General features: G+C 60.5%; 15 protein-coding genes and 3 rRNA genes. 16 read left to right on the forward strand and 2 right to left on the reverse strand.

What is annotated here, in order from left to right; genetic code table 11:
* Positions 1-9 precede the first annotated feature (9 nt).
* The 8 genes from CXR29_RS05525 (at position 10) to gdhA (ending at position 11,415) form a co-directional block, all read left to right on the forward strand.
* Positions 10-684 (forward strand): SOS response-associated peptidase, encoded by a 675-nt coding sequence (locus CXR29_RS05525; protein ID WP_240812239.1) that lies wholly within the window; start codon positions 10-12, stop codon positions 682-684.
* Between the two features lie 569 nt (positions 685-1,253).
* Positions 1,254-2,785: ribosomal RNA gene (locus tag CXR29_RS05530) — 16S ribosomal RNA — on the forward strand.
* 417 nt (positions 2,786-3,202) lie between these two features.
* Positions 3,203-6,321: ribosomal RNA gene (locus CXR29_RS05535) — 23S ribosomal RNA — on the forward strand.
* A gap of 177 nt (positions 6,322-6,498) precedes the next feature.
* Positions 6,499-6,617 (forward strand): 5S ribosomal RNA (gene rrf / locus CXR29_RS05540).
* Together the 16S, 23S and 5S rRNA genes form the textbook arrangement of a ribosomal RNA operon.
* 222 nt (positions 6,618-6,839) lie before the next feature.
* Positions 6,840-7,406, forward strand: coding sequence for a helix-turn-helix domain-containing protein (locus CXR29_RS05545; protein ID WP_127363851.1), 567 nt, complete (start codon positions 6,840-6,842; stop codon positions 7,404-7,406).
* The gene (locus CXR29_RS05550; protein WP_115614055.1) at positions 7,403-8,281 is read left to right on the forward strand and encodes an IS3 family transposase; all 879 of its coding nucleotides are present in this window, start codon (positions 7,403-7,405) and stop codon (positions 8,279-8,281) included. The genes CXR29_RS05545 and CXR29_RS05550 overlap by 4 nt, the downstream gene beginning before the upstream one ends.
* A 383-nt stretch (positions 8,282-8,664) precedes the next feature.
* The gene (locus CXR29_RS05555) at positions 8,665-9,966 is read left to right on the forward strand and encodes an ISL3 family transposase (RefSeq protein WP_127364083.1); all 1,302 of its coding nucleotides are present in this window, start codon (positions 8,665-8,667) and stop codon (positions 9,964-9,966) included.
* 102 nt (positions 9,967-10,068) lie between these two features.
* The gene (gene gdhA, locus CXR29_RS05560; RefSeq protein WP_101555429.1) at positions 10,069-11,415 is read left to right on the forward strand and encodes an NADP-specific glutamate dehydrogenase; all 1,347 of its coding nucleotides are present in this window, start codon (positions 10,069-10,071) and stop codon (positions 11,413-11,415) included.
* Between the two features lie 174 nt (positions 11,416-11,589).
* On the opposite strand, the gene CXR29_RS05565 is transcribed toward gdhA, so the two are convergent.
* Positions 11,590-12,105, reverse strand: coding sequence for a flavin reductase family protein (locus CXR29_RS05565; protein WP_025779878.1), 516 nt, complete (start codon positions 12,103-12,105; stop codon positions 11,590-11,592).
* 31 nt (positions 12,106-12,136) lie between these two features.
* On the opposite strand from CXR29_RS05565, the gene CXR29_RS05570 reads away from it, so the two are divergent.
* Both CXR29_RS05570 and CXR29_RS05575 read left to right on the forward strand, forming a co-directional pair.
* Positions 12,137-12,391: a DUF3039 domain-containing protein gene (locus CXR29_RS05570; protein ID WP_035320920.1), complete on the forward strand. Its 255-nt coding sequence runs from the start codon at positions 12,137-12,139 to the stop codon at positions 12,389-12,391.
* Entirely contained in the window at positions 12,392-14,185 is a 1,794-nt protein-coding gene (locus CXR29_RS05575) for a DEAD/DEAH box helicase (RefSeq protein ID WP_101555427.1), read from the forward strand. It begins immediately after the preceding gene.
* A 24-nt stretch (positions 14,186-14,209) separates the two neighbouring features.
* Here the strand turns inward: CXR29_RS05575 and CXR29_RS05580 are convergent, their stop codons facing one another.
* Positions 14,210-15,529, reverse strand: coding sequence for a nicotinate phosphoribosyltransferase (locus tag CXR29_RS05580; protein ID WP_025779884.1), 1,320 nt, complete (start codon positions 15,527-15,529; stop codon positions 14,210-14,212).
* Between the two features lie 52 nt (positions 15,530-15,581).
* On the opposite strand from CXR29_RS05580, the gene clpS reads away from it, so the two are divergent.
* The 6 genes from clpS (at position 15,582) to CXR29_RS05610 (ending at position 20,286) form a co-directional block, all read left to right on the forward strand.
* A complete protein-coding gene (gene clpS, locus CXR29_RS05585; RefSeq protein ID WP_025779886.1) occupies positions 15,582-15,887 on the forward strand; it encodes an ATP-dependent Clp protease adapter ClpS in 306 nt (101 codons plus the stop codon).
* Positions 15,888-15,890: 3 nt separating this feature from the next.
* Positions 15,891-16,469, forward strand: coding sequence for a DUF2017 family protein (locus tag CXR29_RS05590; RefSeq protein ID WP_101555426.1), 579 nt, complete (start codon positions 15,891-15,893; stop codon positions 16,467-16,469).
* Positions 16,466-17,281, forward strand: coding sequence for an MBL fold metallo-hydrolase (locus CXR29_RS05595; protein ID WP_101555425.1), 816 nt, complete (start codon positions 16,466-16,468; stop codon positions 17,279-17,281). Before CXR29_RS05590 ends, CXR29_RS05595 begins: the two co-directional genes overlap by 4 nt.
* A 48-nt stretch (positions 17,282-17,329) precedes the next feature.
* The gene (gene rph, locus CXR29_RS05600) at positions 17,330-18,052 is read left to right on the forward strand and encodes a ribonuclease PH (RefSeq protein WP_127364084.1); all 723 of its coding nucleotides are present in this window, start codon (positions 17,330-17,332) and stop codon (positions 18,050-18,052) included.
* Positions 18,049-18,654 (forward strand): RdgB/HAM1 family non-canonical purine NTP pyrophosphatase, encoded by a 606-nt coding sequence (gene rdgB / locus CXR29_RS05605; RefSeq protein ID WP_127364085.1) that lies wholly within the window; start codon positions 18,049-18,051, stop codon positions 18,652-18,654. The genes rph and rdgB overlap by 4 nt, the downstream gene beginning before the upstream one ends.
* A gap of 126 nt (positions 18,655-18,780) precedes the next feature.
* Complete coding sequence (locus CXR29_RS05610; RefSeq protein WP_127364086.1) at positions 18,781-20,286, forward strand: ABC transporter substrate-binding protein; 1,506 nt, start codon at positions 18,781-18,783, stop codon at positions 20,284-20,286.
* Positions 20,287-20,288 lie beyond the last annotated feature (2 nt).

Here is a 20,288-nt window from a genome sequence, read left to right on the forward strand (position 1 = left end):
CGACTCAATATGTCTCTCGATCCGGCAGATCTCGCCGATGAGCTGCGGTTGGATGTCGTCTCCTATGACTACACGCCGCGCTTCAACGTGCCTCCGGGATCATTCGTGCCGATCGTCGTCGAGCGCCTCGACGACGACGGCCAGCTGCACCGCCGCCTCGAAACCGCTTCCTGGGGATTGGTTCCCGCCTGGGCGAAAGACCCCAAGATCGGGTTCAAGGCATTCAACGCACGGTCCGAGACAGTGCTCGAGAAGCCGATGTTCCGGCAGGCCATTCGACGTCGTCGCTGTGCCTTGCCCATCCCGGGCTACTACGAATGGGAGGACACCGAGGACGGCAAGCAGCCATGGATGATGACCGCCGCCGGCGAGGACCCACTCTTCATGGCCGGGCTCTTCGAGTTCTGGAAGCAGCCGGATGAGTCCTGGCTGGTCTCCACGACGATCCTGACGATGGAATCCGCGGGCCACCTCAGCGATGTCCACCACCGGATGCCGGTATTCCTCGGGCGCGACCAGATCAGTGACTGGATCGATCCGGCAGTGCTGACGAATGATGTGCCTGACCTGCTGGCGACGACGCTCGATCAGGTCGATCCCGCAAGCGTCACTCGGCACAAGGTCGGCAAAGCGGTGGGCAATGTCCGCAACGATTCTCCGGAGCTCGCCGAACCCGTGGCATAGATCTCTCTTGAAGTTGCGCGGGCGAGACTCTCGCCCGAGATCTCGGGGTTCTTCCGGGCCGGGGAGTGAGCGCAGCCGGAGCGGTTTTGCAGGTGGCTGCAGATGTGTGTATTGTAGTCCGGGTTGCCAGGACGCAAGGAAAGGCAACAGTCGCTCTGATCGGGAACGATGTGGGCAAACCGAAGATGAACTTCGAGTTGCACGGAGCGAAACAACCATGTAGAGTAGACATCCGCTGGCACAGCGAGTCGCAAGGCGAAAAGTGCCAACAGAAACTGATACCCCCAGTGAACACACTGTGTTTGTGGTGTGGTGATGGGTGTGTGTTTGTGGTTTGAGAATCCAATAGCGTGTTTGTTTGAACAAGTTGTGATGCCAGAACAATTTATTTTCTGGTAAGACAATCACCTGGCCAAACAGTGGTTCACCCTCGTGTGGGTGGTTCTTCGCCGAACCTCCTGCCGTTAAGTGGGGTGGATGGTGTGTTTGGTCAGTAATTTTATGGGTCAACCTTCTCACCCCGTGAGGGGTTGGCTGTCTTGCTGGGATTCATTCGTTACATAAAGTTTTTTATGGAGAGTTTGATCCTGGCTCAGGACGAACGCTGGCTGCGTGCTTAACACATGCAAGTCGAACGCTGAAGCCGGGTGCTTGCACCTGGTGGATGAGTGGCGAACGGGTGAGTAACACGTGAGTAACCTGCCCCCGATTTCGGGATAAGCCCGGGAAACTGGGTCTAATACCGGATACGACCAATCCTCGCATGAGGGTTGGTGGAAAGTTTTTCGATCGGGGATGGGCTCGCGGCCTATCAGCTTGTTGGTGGGGTAATGGCCTACCAAGGCGACGACGGGTAGCCGGCCTGAGAGGGCGACCGGCCACACTGGGACTGAGACACGGCCCAGACTCCTACGGGAGGCAGCAGTGGGGAATATTGCACAATGGGGGAAACCCTGATGCAGCGACGCAGCGTGCGGGATGACGGCCTTCGGGTTGTAAACCGCTTTCAGCAGGGAAGAAGCCGTAAGGTGACGGTACCTGCAGAAGAAGTACCGGCTAACTACGTGCCAGCAGCCGCGGTAATACGTAGGGTACGAGCGTTGTCCGGAATTATTGGGCGTAAAGAGCTCGTAGGTGGTTGGTCACGTCTGCTGTGGAAACGCAACGCTTAACGTTGCGCGTGCAGTGGGTACGGGCTGACTAGAGTGCAGTAGGGGAGTCTGGAATTCCTGGTGTAGCGGTGAAATGCGCAGATATCAGGAGGAACACCGGTGGCGAAGGCGGGACTCTGGGCTGTAACTGACACTGAGGAGCGAAAGCATGGGGAGCGAACAGGATTAGATACCCTGGTAGTCCATGCCGTAAACGTTGGGCACTAGGTGTGGGGGACATTCCACGTTCTCCGCGCCGTAGCTAACGCATTAAGTGCCCCGCCTGGGGAGTACGGTCGCAAGGCTAAAACTCAAAGGAATTGACGGGGGCCCGCACAAGCGGCGGAGCATGCGGATTAATTCGATGCAACGCGAAGAACCTTACCAAGGCTTGACATACACTGGACCGTTCTGGAAACAGTTCTTCTCTTTGGAGCTGGTGTACAGGTGGTGCATGGTTGTCGTCAGCTCGTGTCGTGAGATGTTGGGTTAAGTCCCGCAACGAGCGCAACCCTCGTTCTATGTTGCCAGCACGTGATGGTGGGAACTCATAGGAGACTGCCGGGGTCAACTCGGAGGAAGGTGGGGATGACGTCAAATCATCATGCCCTTTATGTCTTGGGCTTCACGCATGCTACAATGGCTGGTACAGAGAGAGGCGAACCCGTGAGGGTGAGCGAATCCCTTAAAGCCAGTCTCAGTTCGGATCGTAGTCTGCAATTCGACTACGTGAAGTCGGAGTCGCTAGTAATCGCAGATCAGCAACGCTGCGGTGAATACGTTCCCGGGCCTTGTACACACCGCCCGTCAAGTCACGAAAGTCGGTAACACCCGAAGCCGGTGTCCCAACCCCCTTTGTGGGGAGGGGGCCGTCTAAGGTGGGACTGGTGATTGGGACTAAGTCGTAACAAGGTAGCCGTACCGGAAGGTGCGGCTGGATCACCTCCTTTCTAAGGAGCACACATCAGAACCCCAACGAACCAGCCGTACGTGTTGGTGTTGGGTGCTCAAGGGTGGAACATCACTTCTTTCGCTCATCCAACCAGCGTGGTGTGGCCTGTGTGCCATGACGACGGTGGTGATCGGGTGGGCTAGGACGAACACGTTATTGGGTCCTGGAATCACAAACCCCACACAGTGTGTGTGGGTGTGGTTTCAACCAACAGGACCAACCCGACGGCCAGACAGCAGCGAAATGGTGTTGTGTGGTGGTGGGTGTTTGGTAGTGGTTTGAGAATCGTATAGTGGACGCGAGCATCAAACAACACGAAAGTGTTGTTTATGTAATGTGATTTTTCTTGTCATCATCTAGTTGAGGTGAATGAAACAATTTTTCGCGCACACGAAGCTGGCCCTGTTTGGGGGTTGGGTGAGTGTGTAAGAGCGCATGGTGGATGCCTTGGCATCAGGAGCCGATGAAGGACGTGGAAATCTGCGATAAGCCTCGGGGAGCCGATAAACAGGCGTTGATCCGAGGGTCTCCGAATGGGGAAACCCCGCCACTCGTGAGGGTGGTGACCCGTGTCTGAATATATAGGGCATGTGGAGGGAACGCGGGGAAGTGAAACATCTCAGTACCCGCAGGAAGAGAAAATAACAATGATTCCGGGAGTAGTGGCGAGCGAAACTGGATGAGCCTAAACCTTGTCAGTGTCAAGCGTGCTGGTGTTGCTGTCAGGGTGTTGTGGGGTGTGCATGGTCCGGTTCAGCATGACTGGTCCGCGAGCGTGGTTGGTGTAGTCGAACCTGGTGGGAAACAGGACCGGAGTGGGTGAGAGTCCCGTAGACGAAACATCAGCCTGTCGTGGTGTGTGCGTTGCCCGAGTAGCACGGAACTCGTGGAATTTCGTGTGAATCTGCCAGGACCACCTGGTAAGGCTAAATACTTCCTGATGACCGATAGCGGAATGAGTACCGTGAGGGAATGGTGAAAAGTACCCCGGGAGGGGAGTGAAAGAGTACCTGAAACCATGTGCTTACAATCCGTCAGAGCAGTATCTTGATGACTGTGATGGCGTGCCTTTTGAAGAATGAGCCTGCGAGTTAGCGGTACGTGGCGAGGTTAACCCGTGTGGGGTAGCCGTAGCGAAAGCGAGTCCGAATAGGGCGAGTCAGTCGCGTGTCCTAGACCCGAAGCGGAGTGATCTAGCCATGGGCAGGGTGAAGCGTGTGTAAGAGCGCGTGGAGGCCCGCACCCACTTCAGTTGAAAATGGAGGGGATGACCTGTGGTTAGGGGTGAAAGGCCAATCAAACTCTGTGATAGCTGGTTCTCCCCGAAATGCATTTAGGTGCAGCGTTGCGTGGTTCTTGCTGGAGGTAGAGCTACTGGATGGCTGATGGGCCCTACCGGGTTACTGACGTCAACTAAACTCCGAATGCCAGTCAAGGTTCAGCGTGGCAGTGAGACAGTGGGGGATAAGCTTCATTGTCGAGAGGGAAACAGCCCAGACCATCAACTAAGGCCCCTAAGCGTGTGCTCAGTGGGAAAGGATGTTCAGTTGCGAAGACAACCAGGAGGTTGGCTTAGAAGCAGCCATCCTTGAAAGAGTGCGTAATAGCTCACTGGTCAAGTGATTGAGCGCCGATAATGTAGCGGGGCTAAGTACACCGCCGAAGTTGTGGCAGCACCACGTATAGCCGTAATGGTGTGGTGTTGGGTAGGGGAGCGTCGAGTTGCTGGTGAAGTCGCCGTGTGAACGAGTGGTGGAAGCGATTCGAGTGAGAATGCAGGCATGAGTAGCGAAAGACGGGTGAGAAACCCGTCCACCGGATGACCAAGGGTTCCAGGGCTAGGCTAATCCGCCCTGGGTAAGTCGGGACCTAAGGCGAGGCCGACAGGCGTAGTCGATGGACAACCAGTTGATATTCTGGTACCGACACACAACCGACAGTACCAAAACACATGAGACTAACCCTGTGATGACCCCGTCAGGCCTTCGGGCCTGTGGTTGGGTTTGAGTGGGGGACCTGAGTGTGGAGTCGGTAAGCGTGAGGTGTGACGCAGAAAGGTAGCCAGGCCGTGCGATGGTAGTCACGGTCTAAGGTTGTAGCACGTGGGGGTAGGTAAATCCGTCCCCGCAAGTGTGTGAGAGCTGATGGGCGCCCCACATTGGTGGGGTGATCTGGTGATCCTCTGCTGCCGAGAAAAGCATCGACGTGAGGGTGTGTGTTGCCCGTACCCTATAACCGACACAGGTGGTCGAGTAGAGAATACTAAGGTGATCGAGAGAATCGTGGTTAAGGAACTCGGCAAAATGCCCCCGTAACTTCGGGAGAAGGGGGACCATCCCGGTGAACCATCCTTGCGGTGGGATGTGCTGGTGGTGGTCGCAGAGGCCAGAGAGAAGCGACTGTTTATTAAAAACACAGGTCCGTGCGAAGATGTAAGTCGATGTATACGGACTGACGCCTGCCCGGTGCTGGAAGGTTAAGAGGACCTGTTAACCCCGTTAGGGGTGAAGCGGAGAATTTAAGCCCCAGTAAACGGCGGTGGTAACTATAACCATCCTAAGGTAGCGAAATTCCTTGTCGGGTAAGTTCCGACCTGCACGAATGGCGTAACGACTTCTCTGCTGTCTCAACCACGAACTCGGCGAAATTGCATTACGAGTAAAGATGCTCGTTACGCGCAGCAGGACGGAAAGACCCCGAGACCTTCACTATAGTTTGGTATTGGGATTCGGTGTGGTTTGTGTAGGATAGGTGGAAGACTGGGAAGCCTCGACGCTAGTTGGGGTGGAGTCGATCGGTGAAATACCACTCTGACCATAGTGGATTCCTTAACTTCGGACCCTGATCGGGTTCAGGGACAGTGCCTGATGGGTAGTTTAACTGGGGCGGTTGCCTCCTAAAGAGTAACGGAGGCGCCCAAAGGTTCCCTCAGCCTGGTTGGCAATCAGGTGTCGAGTGTAAGTGCACAAGGGAGCTTGACTGTGAGACGGACGTGTCGAGCAGGAGCGAAAGCTGGGACTAGTGACCCGGCCATGGCTTGTGGAAGCGTGGTCGCTCAACGGATAAAAGGTACCTCGGGGATAACAGGCTGATCTTGCCCAAGAGTCCATATCGACGGCATGGTTTGGCACCTCGATGTCGGCTCGTCGCATCCTGGGGCTGGAGTCGGTCCCAAGGGTTGGGCTGTTCGCCCATTAAAGCGGTACGCGAGCTGGGTTTAGAACGTCGTGAGACAGTTCGGTCCCTATCCGCTGCGTGCGTAGGAAATTTGTGGAGGTCTGTCCTTAGTACGAGAGGACCGGGACGGACGAACCTCTGGTGTGCCAGTTGTTCCGCCAGGAGCATGGCTGGTTGGCTACGTTCGGGATGGATAACCGCTGAAAGCATCTAAGCGGGAAGCCGGCTCCGAGATGAGATTTCCAACTGACTTTTGTCAGGGGAGGTGTCCTATAGATGATGGGGTTGATAGGCCGGGTATGGAAGCACAGCAATGTGTGGAGTTGACTGGTACTAATACACCGATCACTCATCAACCATCCTTTTGGGGTTGGTGTGTGCGAAAAGATGTTTTGTTTTTTCTAGGATGGCTTGAAGAGTTCACACTCTTTGGGGTGTGCGTATTACATAGTTTTTGGTGTTCGCGTTCGCTGTGCGGTTCTTGGACCACTACCACTCAAACGTGGGTTTGGGTGTGTGTGGTCTGTGTGGTTTTGCGGTGGTGATAGTGGTGGGGAAACGCCCGGTTAACCGTTCCGATCCCGGTAGCTAAGCCCATTCGCGCTGATGGTACTGCAACTTGGTGGTTGTGGGAGAGTAAGTGACTGCCGCAATATTTTTTGAGGGAGGCTCTGCTTCTGATCTTTGGGTCAGGGGCAGGGCCTCTTCTTTATTCATGGTGTGTTTTCATTTATGGGTGGGTGTGTTGTCTGTGTGCACGATGGGGTGTGTTGTCCGTGCTTATTGCTACCTGGCGGGGGCGCAGCAACCTCGCGTGGAGTGGTCCCCAAAAGTTGGACTGTGATCAACACAAGCCAACTTGAAGGGACCATTCCATGCGTAAGGACTGTCTGATCACAGACGAACAAGCCAAAGCCGCGATCGAACTCTTCGACCAAGGGCACGGCTATGCCGCGACAGCCACGATGCTCGACGTCCACAAACCCTCACTCAAGCTCCTCCACGACCGGTGGCTGGTGCGTGGAACAATATCGGTCATGGAACCGCACCAGCGCCGCCGGATACCGGCAGAGACGAAGATCGCGACTGCGAAACGGTATCTCGATGGCGAACACAAAGTCGTTTTAGCCAAGGAGCTTGGTCTGGCCTCCTCGCGCACCGTGGTTGATTGGGCGAAGAAATACCGGGACAAGGGCGAAGACGCGTTCGCGACATCGCCGCCGGCCAAAGGCAAGACAGCACGGATGCGAGCCCTCGACAACGGTCAGGACCCGGATGCTGATCCGGCCCCATCCAAGCCAGACCTGATGGCGAGGAAGACTCGTGTCGAGGACATCAGCCTGGCCGAATATCGGCAGCTGCAAGACCAGCTGCTGCGGGCTGAAGCGGAGAACGCGTACTTGAAAAAACTTCGGGCCTTGAGGCAAAAAGGGCAGCTGTGAAAGCACGCATCGTTGCCAGTCTCAAGGCGGACTATCCACTGCCATTGCTGCTGCAGGTCGCGGGTTTGGCCCGGTCGACGTTCTTCTACCACCAGAAACGCTTCGACGTGAGACCCGACCCATACGCGCAGGTGAGAACACTCATCAAGGACATCTTCGAGAAGAGTCACAAACGCTATGGGCACCGCAAGATCTGGGCTGTCTTGGTCAAACAGGGCATCGCTATAGCGAAGAAGACCGTGCTGCGATTAATGCGTGACATGGGTCTGCAGACCGAGGTGCGGAAGAAGAAGTTCAACTCCCATCGCGGCACGGTCGGTGCCGTTGCTGACAACGTACTCAATCGGGAGTTCACCGCTGATGAACCGAATGAGAAATGGGTTTCTGACGTCACGGAATTCGCTGTTGAAGACAAGAAACTGTATCTGTCACCAGTGATCGATCTGTTCGATGCCGGTGTGGTGTCGTACTCGATGTCGACGTCACCGAACACGGCATTGACGAACGAGTCGCTGACGCAAGCCTGTCAGGGACTGCGTCCCGGGCAGACGCCGCTGGTGCATACCGATCAGGGGTTTCAGTATCAGCACGTGTCGTGGGCGTCGATCCTGGCCAAGCATGGTGCCACAGCGTCGATGTCGCGGAAGGGAAACTGCTGGGATAACGCGATGGCGGAGAACTTCTTCGGGCAGTTGAAGTCCGAGATGTTCTATCTGCAGAAATTCGACACGGTCGAGGACCTCAAGGCCGCGATCGATGAGTACATTCATTGGTATAACTACGAACGGATCTCGTCACGACTTGGCGGCCTTGCCCCGATGGAATATCGAAGCAAGACCGCCAAGGATGGTGAGCCTATTTACGAACTATGCTGACCTCACAGCAGTCCAACTTCTGGGGACCAGTCCAGCGCGGGGTTGCTGGGCCCCCGCCAGGTAGCAATAGGAGAAGGCTTCGATTCCATCGCGTCTCACTCCGCCTCGCGCGATCTGTGCGAGCTCCGGAATATCGGCCTCTTGTACGGGCGAGAGCTCCATACCATCTGATCGCAGATGAAGTGCGAACGGCGGCCAGATCTCCGAGATGTCCATGTGACTTGTTTCCATTCTTTCCTGTTCAATGGCCCTGGAACTGCGAGGATGACTTATATGGCTCTTCGCAGTTGAGGGTGTAGAACCGGTGCGCGTCGCTACACAGAAATAGGTCGAGGCCTTTCGAAGATGGAATTTCCTAGACAAACCATCCGAAAGACCTCGACGTGCACCACCTTACGTTCTCCACCCCTGACCTCACCACGTTCTGCCACCTCGACACACTCGGCCTGCACTGCACGGGCCAACACGTCACCGATTCAGAAACAGTTCTCCTGTGCACCCCAACCACTGACGATGAGTGGTGCCACCGATGGGGCGGACATGGCCGGCCCCGCGATACTGTGACCCGGAAATTGGCTCACGAACCCTTCGGGCACCGTCCCACCACCCTGCTCATCCGACTCCGTCGCTACAAGTGCGAACTCTGTGGGCGCGTGTGGCGCCATGACACCGACCAAGCAGCCCCAGCCAGGGCCAAGATCTCGCGCACCGGACTCGCATGGGCTTTGAAAGCACTCGTTGTCGATCACGCCACGATCTCCGTCATCGCGGCCAAGCTCGCTGTATCCTGGCACACCGCTAATGACGCGATCCTGGCCGAAGGACATCGGGCTCTCATCGACGATCCTTCCCGGTTCGATAACGTGAGCGTCATCGGCGTCGACGAACATGTCTGGCGGCACACCAGACGGGGTGACAAGTACGTGACCGTGATCATCGATCTCACCCCGATCCGCGATCAGACAGGACCAGCGAGATTGCTGGACATGGTTGAGGGACGATCGAAGGCCGTGTTCAAATCGTGGCTGGCCCGGCAGTCGAAGGCCTTCCGCGATGGAATCGAGGTCGTGGCGATGGATGGGTTCACCGGGTTCAAGACCGCTGCTGTCGAAGAGCTGCCGGCCGCGGTGGAAGTGATGGATCCCTTCCATGTCGTCAAGCTCGCCGGGGACAGTCTGGACGAGGTCCGCAGGCGTGTTCAGCAGGAAACGACCGGGCACCGCGGGAAGAAGGGCGACCCGTTGTATCAGGCCCGGCGGACTCTGCACACCGGGTGTCAGTTACTCACCGAGCGGCAGCAGCAACGGATCGTCGCTCTCTTTGCTGATGAGAATCATGCTGATGTGGAGGTGACCTGGAGCGTGTTCCAAGACATCATCACCGCCTACCGCAACCCGGACCGAACCGCGGGGAAGAAGTCGCTGCAGTCGATCATCGACTCCATCTCGTCCGGGGTGCCTGCTGGTCTTGTTGAGCTGCGCCGGCTGGGGCGGACGTTGAAGAAGCGGGCTATGGATGTGTTGGCGTATTTCGATCGGCCGGGGACGTCGAACGGTCCGACGGAAGCATTGAACGGCAGGCTGGAACACCTACGTGGATCGGCGCTGGGGTTCCGGAACCTCACCCACTACATCGCCCGAAGCTTGCTCGAGACGGGAGGATTCAGACCCCGATTACACCCCTAACTGCGAAGAGCCACTTATATCCCACTTGAAGTGACCGGACAACGCTGTCCATTATCTGGTCGCTCGGATTGTTGTTATGCGGGTCACGGTAGGTTTGTGCGCATGAGTCTACATCCATCACTGCAGCCAATCTTCGACACGGTGCTCCAGCGTAATCCTGGAGAGTCGGAGTTTCACCAAGCGGTACAGGAAGTTCTCTATTCCCTGGGCCCCGTCGTGGACAAACACCCCGAATACCTCGAACTCTCAGCGCTCGAGCGGCTGTGCGAGCCCGAACGCCAGATCATCTTCCGGGTCCCCTGGATCGATGACTCCGGAGTCGTGCAGATCAACCGCGCCTTCCGTGTGCAGTTCAACTCGGCACTCGGCCCGTACAAGGGTGGACTGCGGTTCCACCCTTCGGTGAACCTCGGCATCGTCAAATTCCTCGGCTTCGAGCAGATCTTCAAGAACGCCATCACAGGCCTGCCCATCGGCGGCGGCAAAGGCGGATCTGACTTCGATCCGAAGGGCCGCAGCGACCGCGAAGTCATGCGGTTCTGCCAGTCGTTCATGACCGAGCTGTATCGTCACATCGGTGAATGCCGCGATGTGCCCGCAGGCGACATCGGCGTCGGCGGTCGGGAGATCGGCTACCTCTTCGGCCAGTACAAGCGGATGACGAACTCCTACGAGGCAGGTGTGCTCACCGGCAAGGGACTGTCCTACGGCGGTTCCATGGTCCGCACCGAAGCCACCGGCTTCGGCGTCGTGTACTTCCTCAAGGACATGCTGGCGGCTGCGAAGAAGAACATCGACGGTCGCACAGTCTCGATCTCCGGATCCGGAAATGTCGCGGTGTTCGCAGCAGAGAAGGTCACGGCCTTCGGCGGCACGGTCATCACGATGTCCGACTCGGCCGGCTTCATCCACGATCCGGATGGCATCGACACGGCACTCGTCAAGCGCATCAAGTTCGAAGAGCGCGGACGCATCTCCGAATACGTGGAGCAGCGCGGGGGACGCGCGACCTACCACGAGGGCGGCAATGTCTGGGACATCGAGGTCGACGTCGCACTGCCATGTGCGACTCAGAACGAGCTCGACGGAGACTCGGCTGCGACTCTGGTCAAGAACGGAGTCATCGCCCTCGCCGAAGGCGCGAACATGCCCTGCACGCCGGAAGCCGTGAAGATCTTCTCCGAGGCCGGCGTCCTCTTCGCCCCCGGCAAGGCCGCAAACGCCGGCGGTGTCGCGACCAGTGCGCTCGAAATGCAGCAGAACGCCAGCCGCGACTCGTGGGACTTCGACTTCACCGAGGCGCGCCTGGCCGAGATCATGGGCGATGTCCACGACAGCTGCGCCGCCGCTGCCGATGAATTCGGTTCGCCCGGAGACTACGTCGCCGGCGCCAATATCGCAGGCTTCATCCGTGTCTCCGAAGCGATGCTCGCTCAGGGAGTCGTCTGATCGACTGAACCACAAGACAGGCCCTGCCCAGGACGGTTGCGCTTCCAAGCGAAGCATGATGATGCTGAGCAGGGCCTGTGTCGTATCTGCCGCGCGCAGTCGGACCGAACAGCTCCAGTTCTGTCAGAGGGCCAAGGACTCGCCGGCGGGTGTATGTCCCGTCGCTCGGCCCGCTCAGCGTTTTCCGATCGTCCCGTAGCCTTTGCGCCAGCGCAGCAGGGGACGGGATGTTCCCGCATTCGTGCCCGCACCCATGGAGACCACCTCACCGACGACGAGGTTGTGCGTGGCGACCTCGAGCACCTCGGTGAGTTCGAGTTCGAACCAGGCGATCGCCTCGGTGAGTACCGGCTGCCCGGCCTGCGGGGCGGGAAAGGTGTCAATGCCTTTGAGCGACCCGTACAGCGGCTGGCCCGAAGCTCCCAAGCGTTCAGAGATGTCTCGCTGGTCGGAATTGAGCAGCGAGATGGCGAAGTGAGAACTCGTCTCCAGGGTCTCCATCATCCGTGAGCCGGAATAGACGCTCACCGCCATCGTCGGGGGATCGTACGACACGTCGAGAAACGAATCGACGGTGATCGCATGCAGGGCACTGCCGCGGGTGGCAGAGACCACGGCGACCGCCGCGGCGATGTCATCGCTGAGTTCGCGGTAGCGTTCTGTGAGGGAATCGTCGTAGGCCTGGTCCATGACACTCATTCTAGGGAACTACAATGGAGCCATGACCATTCCAGCTTCAGGCGGTTCAGCAACGATCGAGCGCGAGCAGTCCGAGCAGCTAGTCGAGCCCGGCGACCACGAGCGCTTCAGCCACTACGCGCCCAAGGACAAGATCATGGAGTCCATGGTGACCGGGACTCCGCTGATCGCCTTGTGCGGGAAGGTGTGGGTCCCCACGCGCGACCCCGAGCGGTTCCCGATCTGCCCCAAGTGCAAAGAGATCTACGAGACGATGTCCGAAGGACCGCAGGAGTAGATGTCCGCGGATCGTCTCCCATCAGCACCAGGGACCTCCGCAGCAGAACAGCTTCCACCGGCATTCCCCGAGCGCGCAGCGTGGGGAACGGCCGGAAAGCTGCGTGCCTGGCAGGCGGAGGCTCTCGAACTCTACTTCCAGAAGCAGCCCAAGGACTTCCTCGCCGTCGCGACCCCCGGGGCCGGTAAGACCACCTTCGCTCTGCGCCTGGCTGCCGAACTGCTGGCCCAAAGAGTCGTCAACAGGGTCACAGTCGTCGCTCCCACCGAACACCTCAAGGTGCAGTGGGCCGATTCGGCGGCACGTGTGGGCATCAAACTCGACCCGCACTTCAAGAACTCCCAGGGCAAACACGCCCCCGGGTACCACGGAGTGGCTCTGACCTATGCGCAGGTGGCGGCCAAACCCGTTCTCCACCACAACCGGACGGCCGCCGGCCGCACCCTGGTCATCCTCGACGAGGTCCACCACGGAGGTGACGCCCTGTCGTGGGGCGATGCCGTGCGAGAGGCCTTCGGCCCCGCGGTCCGTCGACTGTCCCTGACCGGAACCCCGTTCCGGTCGGACACCTCACCGATCCCGTTCGTCACCTACGCTCCCGACGAGAACGGCATCCGCACCTCGGTGGCGGACTACTCCTACGGCTACGGTCGTGCGCTCAAGGACTCCGTCGTCCGCCCCGTCCTCTTCCTCGCCTACGCCGGCGCCATGAGCTGGCGGACCAAGGCCGGCGACGAGATGTCGCACGTCCTCGGCGAGGAGACGACGAAGGACATCAACTCGCAGGCCTGGCGCACGGCACTCGATCCGAAGGGCGACTGGATCCCGGCGGTCCTCAAGGCCGCCGATATCCGACTGACGGAAGTCCGGCGCACCGTCCACGATGCCGGCGGACTCGTCATCGCCACAGACCAGGAGGCCGCCCGAGCCTACGCCAAACGGCTGCACGAGATCACCGGAGAGAAACCGACCGTGGTGCTCTCTGACGAAGCAGGAGCCTCGGAGCGGATCGAACAGTTCCAGAACTCCACCGACCGATGGATGGTCGCCGTGCGGATGGTCTCCGAAGGCGTCGACGTTCCCCGACTGTGTGTCGGCGTCTACGCGACCTCCTCGTCGACGCCGCTGTTCTTCGCCCAGGCGATCGGCCGCTTCGTGCGTGCTCGCAAACGCGGCGAGACCGCCTCGGTGTTCCTGCCCTCGGTGCCCGTGCTGCTGGCCTTGGCGAACTCGATGGAGACCGAACGCGACCATGCCCTCGATCGCCCGAAGAACGAGGACGAGAACGATGTCGTCGTCTTCGACGAGCAGGCCATGGAGCAGGCGAATCGGAACGAAGGCGCCTCGTCGGACCAACTCGGATCCTTCGAAGCACTCGGTGCCGAGGCGCTGTTCGACCGCGTCCTCTACGACGGCGGCGAATTCGGCACCGGCGGAGCCATCGGCTCCGAGGACGAACTCGACTTCATCGGCATTCCGGGTCTGCTCGAACCCGATCAGGTGCGTGAGCTGCTGAGCACTCAGCAGGCCCGGCAGGCGAAGCGCAAGACTGCGGCGGCACCTCCGGCACCCGAGGTGGAGACGAGCGAACTCGAGCACCGCGCGATGAAGGAAGAGCGCAACCAGCTTCAGAGCCTCGTCGGTGCCTGGTCCAGACGCACCGGCACACCGCACCAGAACGTCCACGTCGAGCTGCGCAAGGCATGCGGGGGACCGGCCGTCGCTCAGGCCACACGGGAGCAGATCCAAGCTCGGATCAAGAAGCTGCAGGGCTGGTTCATCGGCAAGAAGTGAGCACCGCGGTGGGCCGGGCCCGGATCAGGCTGAATAGAACACGGTGGGGATGGCGGGCTCGCCGTCCTGCAGGCGCCTGGCCGAACGCGGCAGCTCCGCCAACGACTCATCATGTCGGGCGCAGGCCTTCTTCACGCCTGCCGCACCGGTGAACGATTCATCGACCTCACCGTCGACGACGAGATCGACGCTGAGCCGACGACCGTCACCGAGGTCATCGGGCAGGCTCGGAATGCCGACGGCCTCCTCGACCGCGATCGGACCGTCGATGAGGCGCAGCGCCTCTTTGTGTCCTCCGCGTGAGGGCTTGCCGGAGGAGTGTTTGGCCACCGAGGTCCACTCGCCTGCCTCATCGGCGCGGGCCACGAGCTTGTACACCAGCCCGGCGGCCGGGGCGCCTGAACCGGTGACGACTCGTGTGCCGACACCGTATGAGTCGACGGGGGAGGCGGCCAGCGCAGCGATCGCGTACTCGTCGAGATCGCTCGTGACGGTGATCGTCGTGTCGCGGGCACCGAGACGGTCCAGGCTCTCACGAACCTCGCTGGCCTGTTCGATGAGGTCGCCCGAATCGATGCGCACGCCGCCGAGGTTCGGCCCGGCCAGTTCGATCGCCGTGGCCAGCGCCTCCTCGACGTCATAGGTGTCCAAGAGCAGAGTCGTCTCGGTGCCCAGCGACTTCAGCTGGGCGGCGAAGGCCTCTCGCTCGGAATCGTGGAGGAGCGTGAACGAGTGGGCCGAGGTGCCGATCGTGCGCAGTCCGTACTGGAGGCCGGCGGCCAGGTTCGACGTCGAGGCGAAACCGCCGATGACAGCGGCTCGAGCCGCAGCCACGGCCGCATGCTCGTTCGTCCGTCGCCCGCCCATCTCCGCGCAGGGTCGATCGCCGGCCGCCTGAGCCATGCGGGACGCCGCCGAGGCGACTGCACAGTCATAGTTCATCGCCGACAGGATGAGCGTCTCGAGGATGACACCCTCGGCGAATGTCGATTCGATCGTGAGCAGCGGTGAGCCGGGGAAATAGATCTCCCCTTCGGCATAGCCGCGGATATTGCCGGAGAACCGATAGTCCGCCAACCAGTCGATGGTGCGCGAGTCGACGATGTTCTCCCTGCTGAGGAACGAGAGTTCGGCATCATCGAAGCGGAAGTCGCGGATCATCTCGAGGATCCGGCCGGTACCGGCGACGACACCGTAGCGGCGACCTGCGGGAAGACTGCGGCCGAAGACCTCGAAGAGGCTCTTGCGGTGGGCGGCACCGGATTCCAGGGCCGCCTGCACCATCGTCAATTCGTACTGATCCGTGAAGAAAGCCGTCGAATCGGTCCGTGTGAGATCACTCATAGGCGCGATCTTACGTCACGACAGTGTCAGTGTTCTGCCGTATGGTGGAAACGTGAGCAATCCAACGACACCAGTCCTGGAGCCGGAGGTCGATGTCCGACCCGCCGAGGACCTGGCCAAGCCCTGGAGGACCGTGGTCTTCAACGACCCGGTCAACCTCATGAGCTATGTCAGTTTCGTGTTCCAGACCTACTTCGGCTACTCCGAGGAGAAAGCCCACTCGCTCATGCTCGAAGTCCATGAGAACGGCCGCTCCGTGGTTGCCACGGGAGGTCGTGAAGCCATGGAACGAGACACCCAAGCGATGCACGAGTACGGCCTGTGGGCCGCGTGCCAACCCGATTCAGGATCCGACTGACACATGGCCGCTATCGACGCACGAGGGGACGACGTCGTCCTCACCCTGCAGGACAACGAACGCTCGCTCATGCTCACCGTGTTCACCGATCTCGCGGCCCTGCTGGCCGAAGACGGTGACGGCGATGACGACCGTCCGGACTCGGAGAACTGGGAAGCCCGGCTCGGACTCGTCGACCGGCCGCGTCCGGAGGATCCGGCGCTGCTGCGACTGCTGCCCGACGTCGACCCCGACGACGAGGAGCGTTCGGCGGAGTTCCGCCGCCTCACCGAGTTCGACCTCAAACAGGCCAAGGCACACAATGTGCGCATCGTGCTGCTGGGACTGAGCAAGGGCAACGACATCGCCCTGACCCGCGACGAGGTGCTCGCCTGGATGAAGGGACTCAACGATCTGCGACTCGTCCTCGCCGTGCGCCTCGAGATCGACACCGAGGAGGCACAGGAGGAGAAGTACGCCCACCGCGAGGGCCTCTCCGAGTCCGAAGACCTCACCCTGACCCTGTACGACTTCCTGACGTGGATTCAGGACCGATTGACAACGACCTTGCTCGACCAGAGGCAAGGGGATGACGAGATATGAGACTCACCGCTATCGGCACCGCAGGTTCCTTCCCAGGGCGCGGCGCTCTCGCCAGCTGCTACCTCATCGAGACGGATGAGGACACACCCACTCGCATCATCCTCGACCTCGGGTCCGGTGCGCTCAGCCCTCTGCAGGAGACGATCGACACCGATCGTCTCTCCGGCATCGTGCTCAGCCACCTCCACCCGGATCACTGCATGGACATGACCGGCCTCTACGTCAAACACTGCTTCAACCCGAAGTACTTCAACGGCGACATCTCCGACACCGGAACGATCCGCACCCCGGTGTTCGCTCCGGCCGGCGCGAAGGAGCGCCTCTTTCGGGCCTATTACACGGATCCCGGCAAGTCCCCGGTCGCCAACGGGGGAGACGATTCGGACTTCGACCACGCCTTCGAGTTCACCGACATCGACCACGGCAGTCGGCATCAGATCGGATCGCTGACGATCGAATCCTTCCTCGTCGACCACCCCGTCGAGGCCTACGCTCTGCGGATCACGGACGCAGCCGGCAAAGTCATCACGTATTCCGGTGACAGCGATGAGTGCGAGAACCTCGTCGAGGCGGCCAAGGGCGCGGACCTCTTCCTCTGCGAAGCCGCTTTTCAGGAAGACCGCGACACGGCACGCGGCATCCACCTCACAGGCAAGCGCGCCGGACGTGTGGCGCAGTACGCCGAGGCATCCGCGCTCGTGCTCACCCACATCCCGGCCTGGACCGACTGCTCCATCGTGCGCGGTGAGGCGGCCGGGGAGTACCGTGGACCCATCGAGCTGGCGAAGCCCGGAGCCACGTGGACCGTGTGACTCGGCGACGACCAGCAGACACCACCATCGAGACGAAAGAGGCAGACAGTGCGAGCAGACGGCCGTGCGGCAGACGAACTCCGTGACGTCCGGATCACCCCGGACTGGATCAACACCGCCGAAGGGTCCGCGCTCGTGGAGTTCGGCAACACCCGCGTCCTCTGCGCAGCCTCGCTGACCGAAGGCGTGCCGCGGTGGCTCAAGGGCCAGGGACGCGGCTGGGTCACCGCCGAATACGCCATGCTCCCGCGAGCCACCGACTCGCGCAGCACCCGCGAGTCGGTCAAGGGCAAGCAGGGCGGACGCACTCACGAGATCTCCCGCCTCATCGGCCGCAGCCTGCGGGCGGTCATCGACATGGACAAGCTCGGGGAGAACACCCTCGTTCTCGACTGCGACGTCCTCCAGGCCGACGGCGGCACCCGCACCGCCTCGATCACCGGCGCCTACGTCGCGCTGGCGAAGGCCATCGACAAGGGGCGATCGACCGGGCTCATCCCTGCTGCCCACCAGCCGCTCATCGATTCGGTGGCGGCCGTGAGCGTCGGCATCATCGACGGACAGCCCCTCCTCGATCTGCCGTACCTCGAGGACTCGCGAGCCGAAACGGATATGAATGTGGTCATGACCGGGTCCGGAAAGTTCATCGAAGTCCAAGGCACGGCCGAGGGAGCACCGTTCGACCGCGACGAACTCGGCAAACTGCTCGACCTCGCCGGCCACGGGTGCACCGAACTCACCCGCATCCAGTCCGACGTGCTCGCCGGATGACGACGTTCGTGATCGCCACTCACAATGAGGGCAAGAAGCGAGAGCTGCTGACCATCCTCGGGCCCGTCCTCGGCACCGATACCCAGGTGCTCACCGCCGCCGAGGCGGGGCTCGGCGATGTCGCCGAAACCGGCGTCACGTTCACGGAGAACGCGCTCATCAAGGCGCGTGCCGCGGCCGCCGCGACCGGACACACCGCCATCGCCGACGACTCGGGAATCAGCGTCGACGTGCTCGGCGGCGCACCGGGGATCTTCTCCGCTCGCTGGGCCGGCCGACACGGCGACGACCGCGCGAACCTCGAACTCCTGCTCGCCCAGCTGGGTGATATCGCAGCCGAACACCGCGCAGCGCAGTTCCGCTGCGCGGCCGCCGCTGTGACCGCCGACGGTCGCGAGTTCACCGCCGAGGGAGTCATGCCCGGACGGCTGGCCACCGACCCCAAGGGTGAGAACGGCTTCGGCTACGACCCGATCTTCGTCCCCGAAGGCTCTGAGCTCAGTGCCGCCGAGATGAGTGCTGAGGAGAAGAACTCACGTTCCCACCGCCGGTTCGCCTTCGACGCACTGGCCGCGATTCTCGCCGACGAGCCGAATCTCTGAATCGCTCACCCACGATGCCCGGAATCTGAACGCAACTGCCTCACCAGCTGAGAAATTCGGATACACTGACGGTGCTCGAATGTTGGCGAACGACCCTCTTCGTGGTCGGCGAAATCGAGGAGAACAATGAAGACTCCGCGCATCATGACATGGGTGGCGGCAGCGGCCGCCACGAGCCTGCTGATCACAGGCTGTTCGGCCGGCGCCTCCGACAGCGGAGGCGATGCGCAGCAGAAGGACTCGATGACGATCGCCTTCACCGCCGAACCGGTCAACCTCGACTTCACCTCCACCTCGGGGGTCGCGATTCCCGAAGCGCTGATGGAGAACGTCTACGAATCGCTCGTCCGCCTCGACGGCGAGGGGGAGATCCAGCCTGCCCTGGCCAAGGACTGGTCCCTGTCCGATGACCGCAAAACCTACACCTTCGAACTCCAGGAGGGTGTGAAGTTCTCCAATGGTGCGGACTTCACCAGCGAAGACGTGAAGTACTCCTATGAACGAGTGCAGAACGACTGGAAGAACGCGCTGAAGTCGAAGATGGACATCGTCGAGTCCATCGAGACCCCGGACGATTCCACCGTCACGATCGAACTGAAGAGGCCGTCGAACACCTGGCTGTTCAACCTCACCAGTCTCGTCGGTGCCGTCTTCGACACCGAGGGAACCGACGACCTGGCGAACGAAGCCATCGGCACCGGTCCCTTCGCGATCGAGGAATTCACGCGCGGACAGTCCATCGACTTCACCGCCCGCGACGACTACTGGGGTGAGAAGCCGTCCCTGAACTCGGTCCAGTTCAAATACTTCAAGGATGCGGTCTCGGCCTCGAACGCCCTGAAATCAGGAGAGATCGACCTCGTCTCCAACCTCCAGGCGCCCGAACTGGCCGGAGAGTTCCAAAGCGACGACTATCAGATCGTCTCCGGCACCACGAACGGCGAAGTCGTGCTGTCGATGAACAACGCCGAAGGCATCTTCAAGGACAAGAAGGCCCGTGAAGCCGTGATGTATGCGATCGACCGCAAGGCGGTCCTCGACACGGCGTGGGCGGGCTACGGCGAGCTCATCGGCTCGATGGTGCCCCCGACCGACCCGTACTACGAAGACCTGACCGGAGAGTGGAAGTACGATCCGAAGAAAGCCAAGCAGCTCGTCGACGAGGCCGGGATCAATGGTGAGGAGTTCGCCTTCACCGTACCGAACCTGCCGTACGCGAAAGCGATCTCCGAAATCGTCTCCGCCCAGCTCGATGAGGTCGGACTGAAGGCGAAGATCGAGACTCAGGAATTCCCGGCCGTGTGGTTGGACAAGACGTTCACCGAACACGATTACGACATGTCGGTGATCAACCATGCCGAACCACGCGACATCCTCACCGTGTTCTCGAAGGACTACTACATCGGCTACGACGATTCGACGATCACGAAGCTCGCGGAGAAGGCCGACACCGGCACCGAGGAGGAATACATCTCGGGGATGAAGGAGATCGCCAGGACGATCACCGAGGATGCCGCCTCGGACTTCCTGTTCCTGTTCCCGAACCTCGTCATCGCCAAGTCCGGCGTCGAGGGAATACCCGCCAACCGCGTCTCCGACGCGTTCAAGATCGCCGACCTCAGCTGGGCCTGACC

It is taken from the genome of Brevibacterium linens (assembly GCF_003999335.1).
GTDB classification, from domain to species: domain Bacteria; phylum Actinomycetota; class Actinomycetes; order Actinomycetales; family Brevibacteriaceae; genus Brevibacterium; species Brevibacterium linens.

What these genes read in the sequence shown, in the direction of transcription:
- CXR29_RS05525 (WP_240812239.1), top strand. Translation starts at nt 10, where the DNA reads ATGTCTCTCGATCCGGCAGATCTCGCCGATGAGCTGCGGTTGGATGTC.
- CXR29_RS05545 (WP_127363851.1), top strand. Translation starts at nt 6,840, where the DNA reads ATGCGTAAGGACTGTCTGATCACAGACGAACAAGCCAAAGCCGCGATC.
- gdhA (WP_101555429.1), top strand. Translation starts at nt 10,069, where the DNA reads ATGAGTCTACATCCATCACTGCAGCCAATCTTCGACACGGTGCTCCAG.
- CXR29_RS05565 (WP_025779878.1), bottom strand. Translation starts at nt 12,105, where the DNA reads ATGGACCAGGCCTACGACGATTCCCTCACAGAACGCTACCGCGAACTC.
- CXR29_RS05570 (WP_035320920.1), top strand. Translation starts at nt 12,137, where the DNA reads ATGACCATTCCAGCTTCAGGCGGTTCAGCAACGATCGAGCGCGAGCAG.
- CXR29_RS05575 (WP_101555427.1), top strand. Translation starts at nt 12,392, where the DNA reads ATGTCCGCGGATCGTCTCCCATCAGCACCAGGGACCTCCGCAGCAGAA.
- CXR29_RS05580 (WP_025779884.1), bottom strand. Translation starts at nt 15,529, where the DNA reads ATGAGTGATCTCACACGGACCGATTCGACGGCTTTCTTCACGGATCAG.
- CXR29_RS05590 (WP_101555426.1), top strand. Translation starts at nt 15,891, where the DNA reads ATGGCCGCTATCGACGCACGAGGGGACGACGTCGTCCTCACCCTGCAG.
- CXR29_RS05595 (WP_101555425.1), top strand. Translation starts at nt 16,466, where the DNA reads ATGAGACTCACCGCTATCGGCACCGCAGGTTCCTTCCCAGGGCGCGGC.
- rdgB (WP_127364085.1), top strand. Translation starts at nt 18,049, where the DNA reads ATGACGACGTTCGTGATCGCCACTCACAATGAGGGCAAGAAGCGAGAG.
- CXR29_RS05610 (WP_127364086.1), top strand. Translation starts at nt 18,781, where the DNA reads ATGAAGACTCCGCGCATCATGACATGGGTGGCGGCAGCGGCCGCCACG.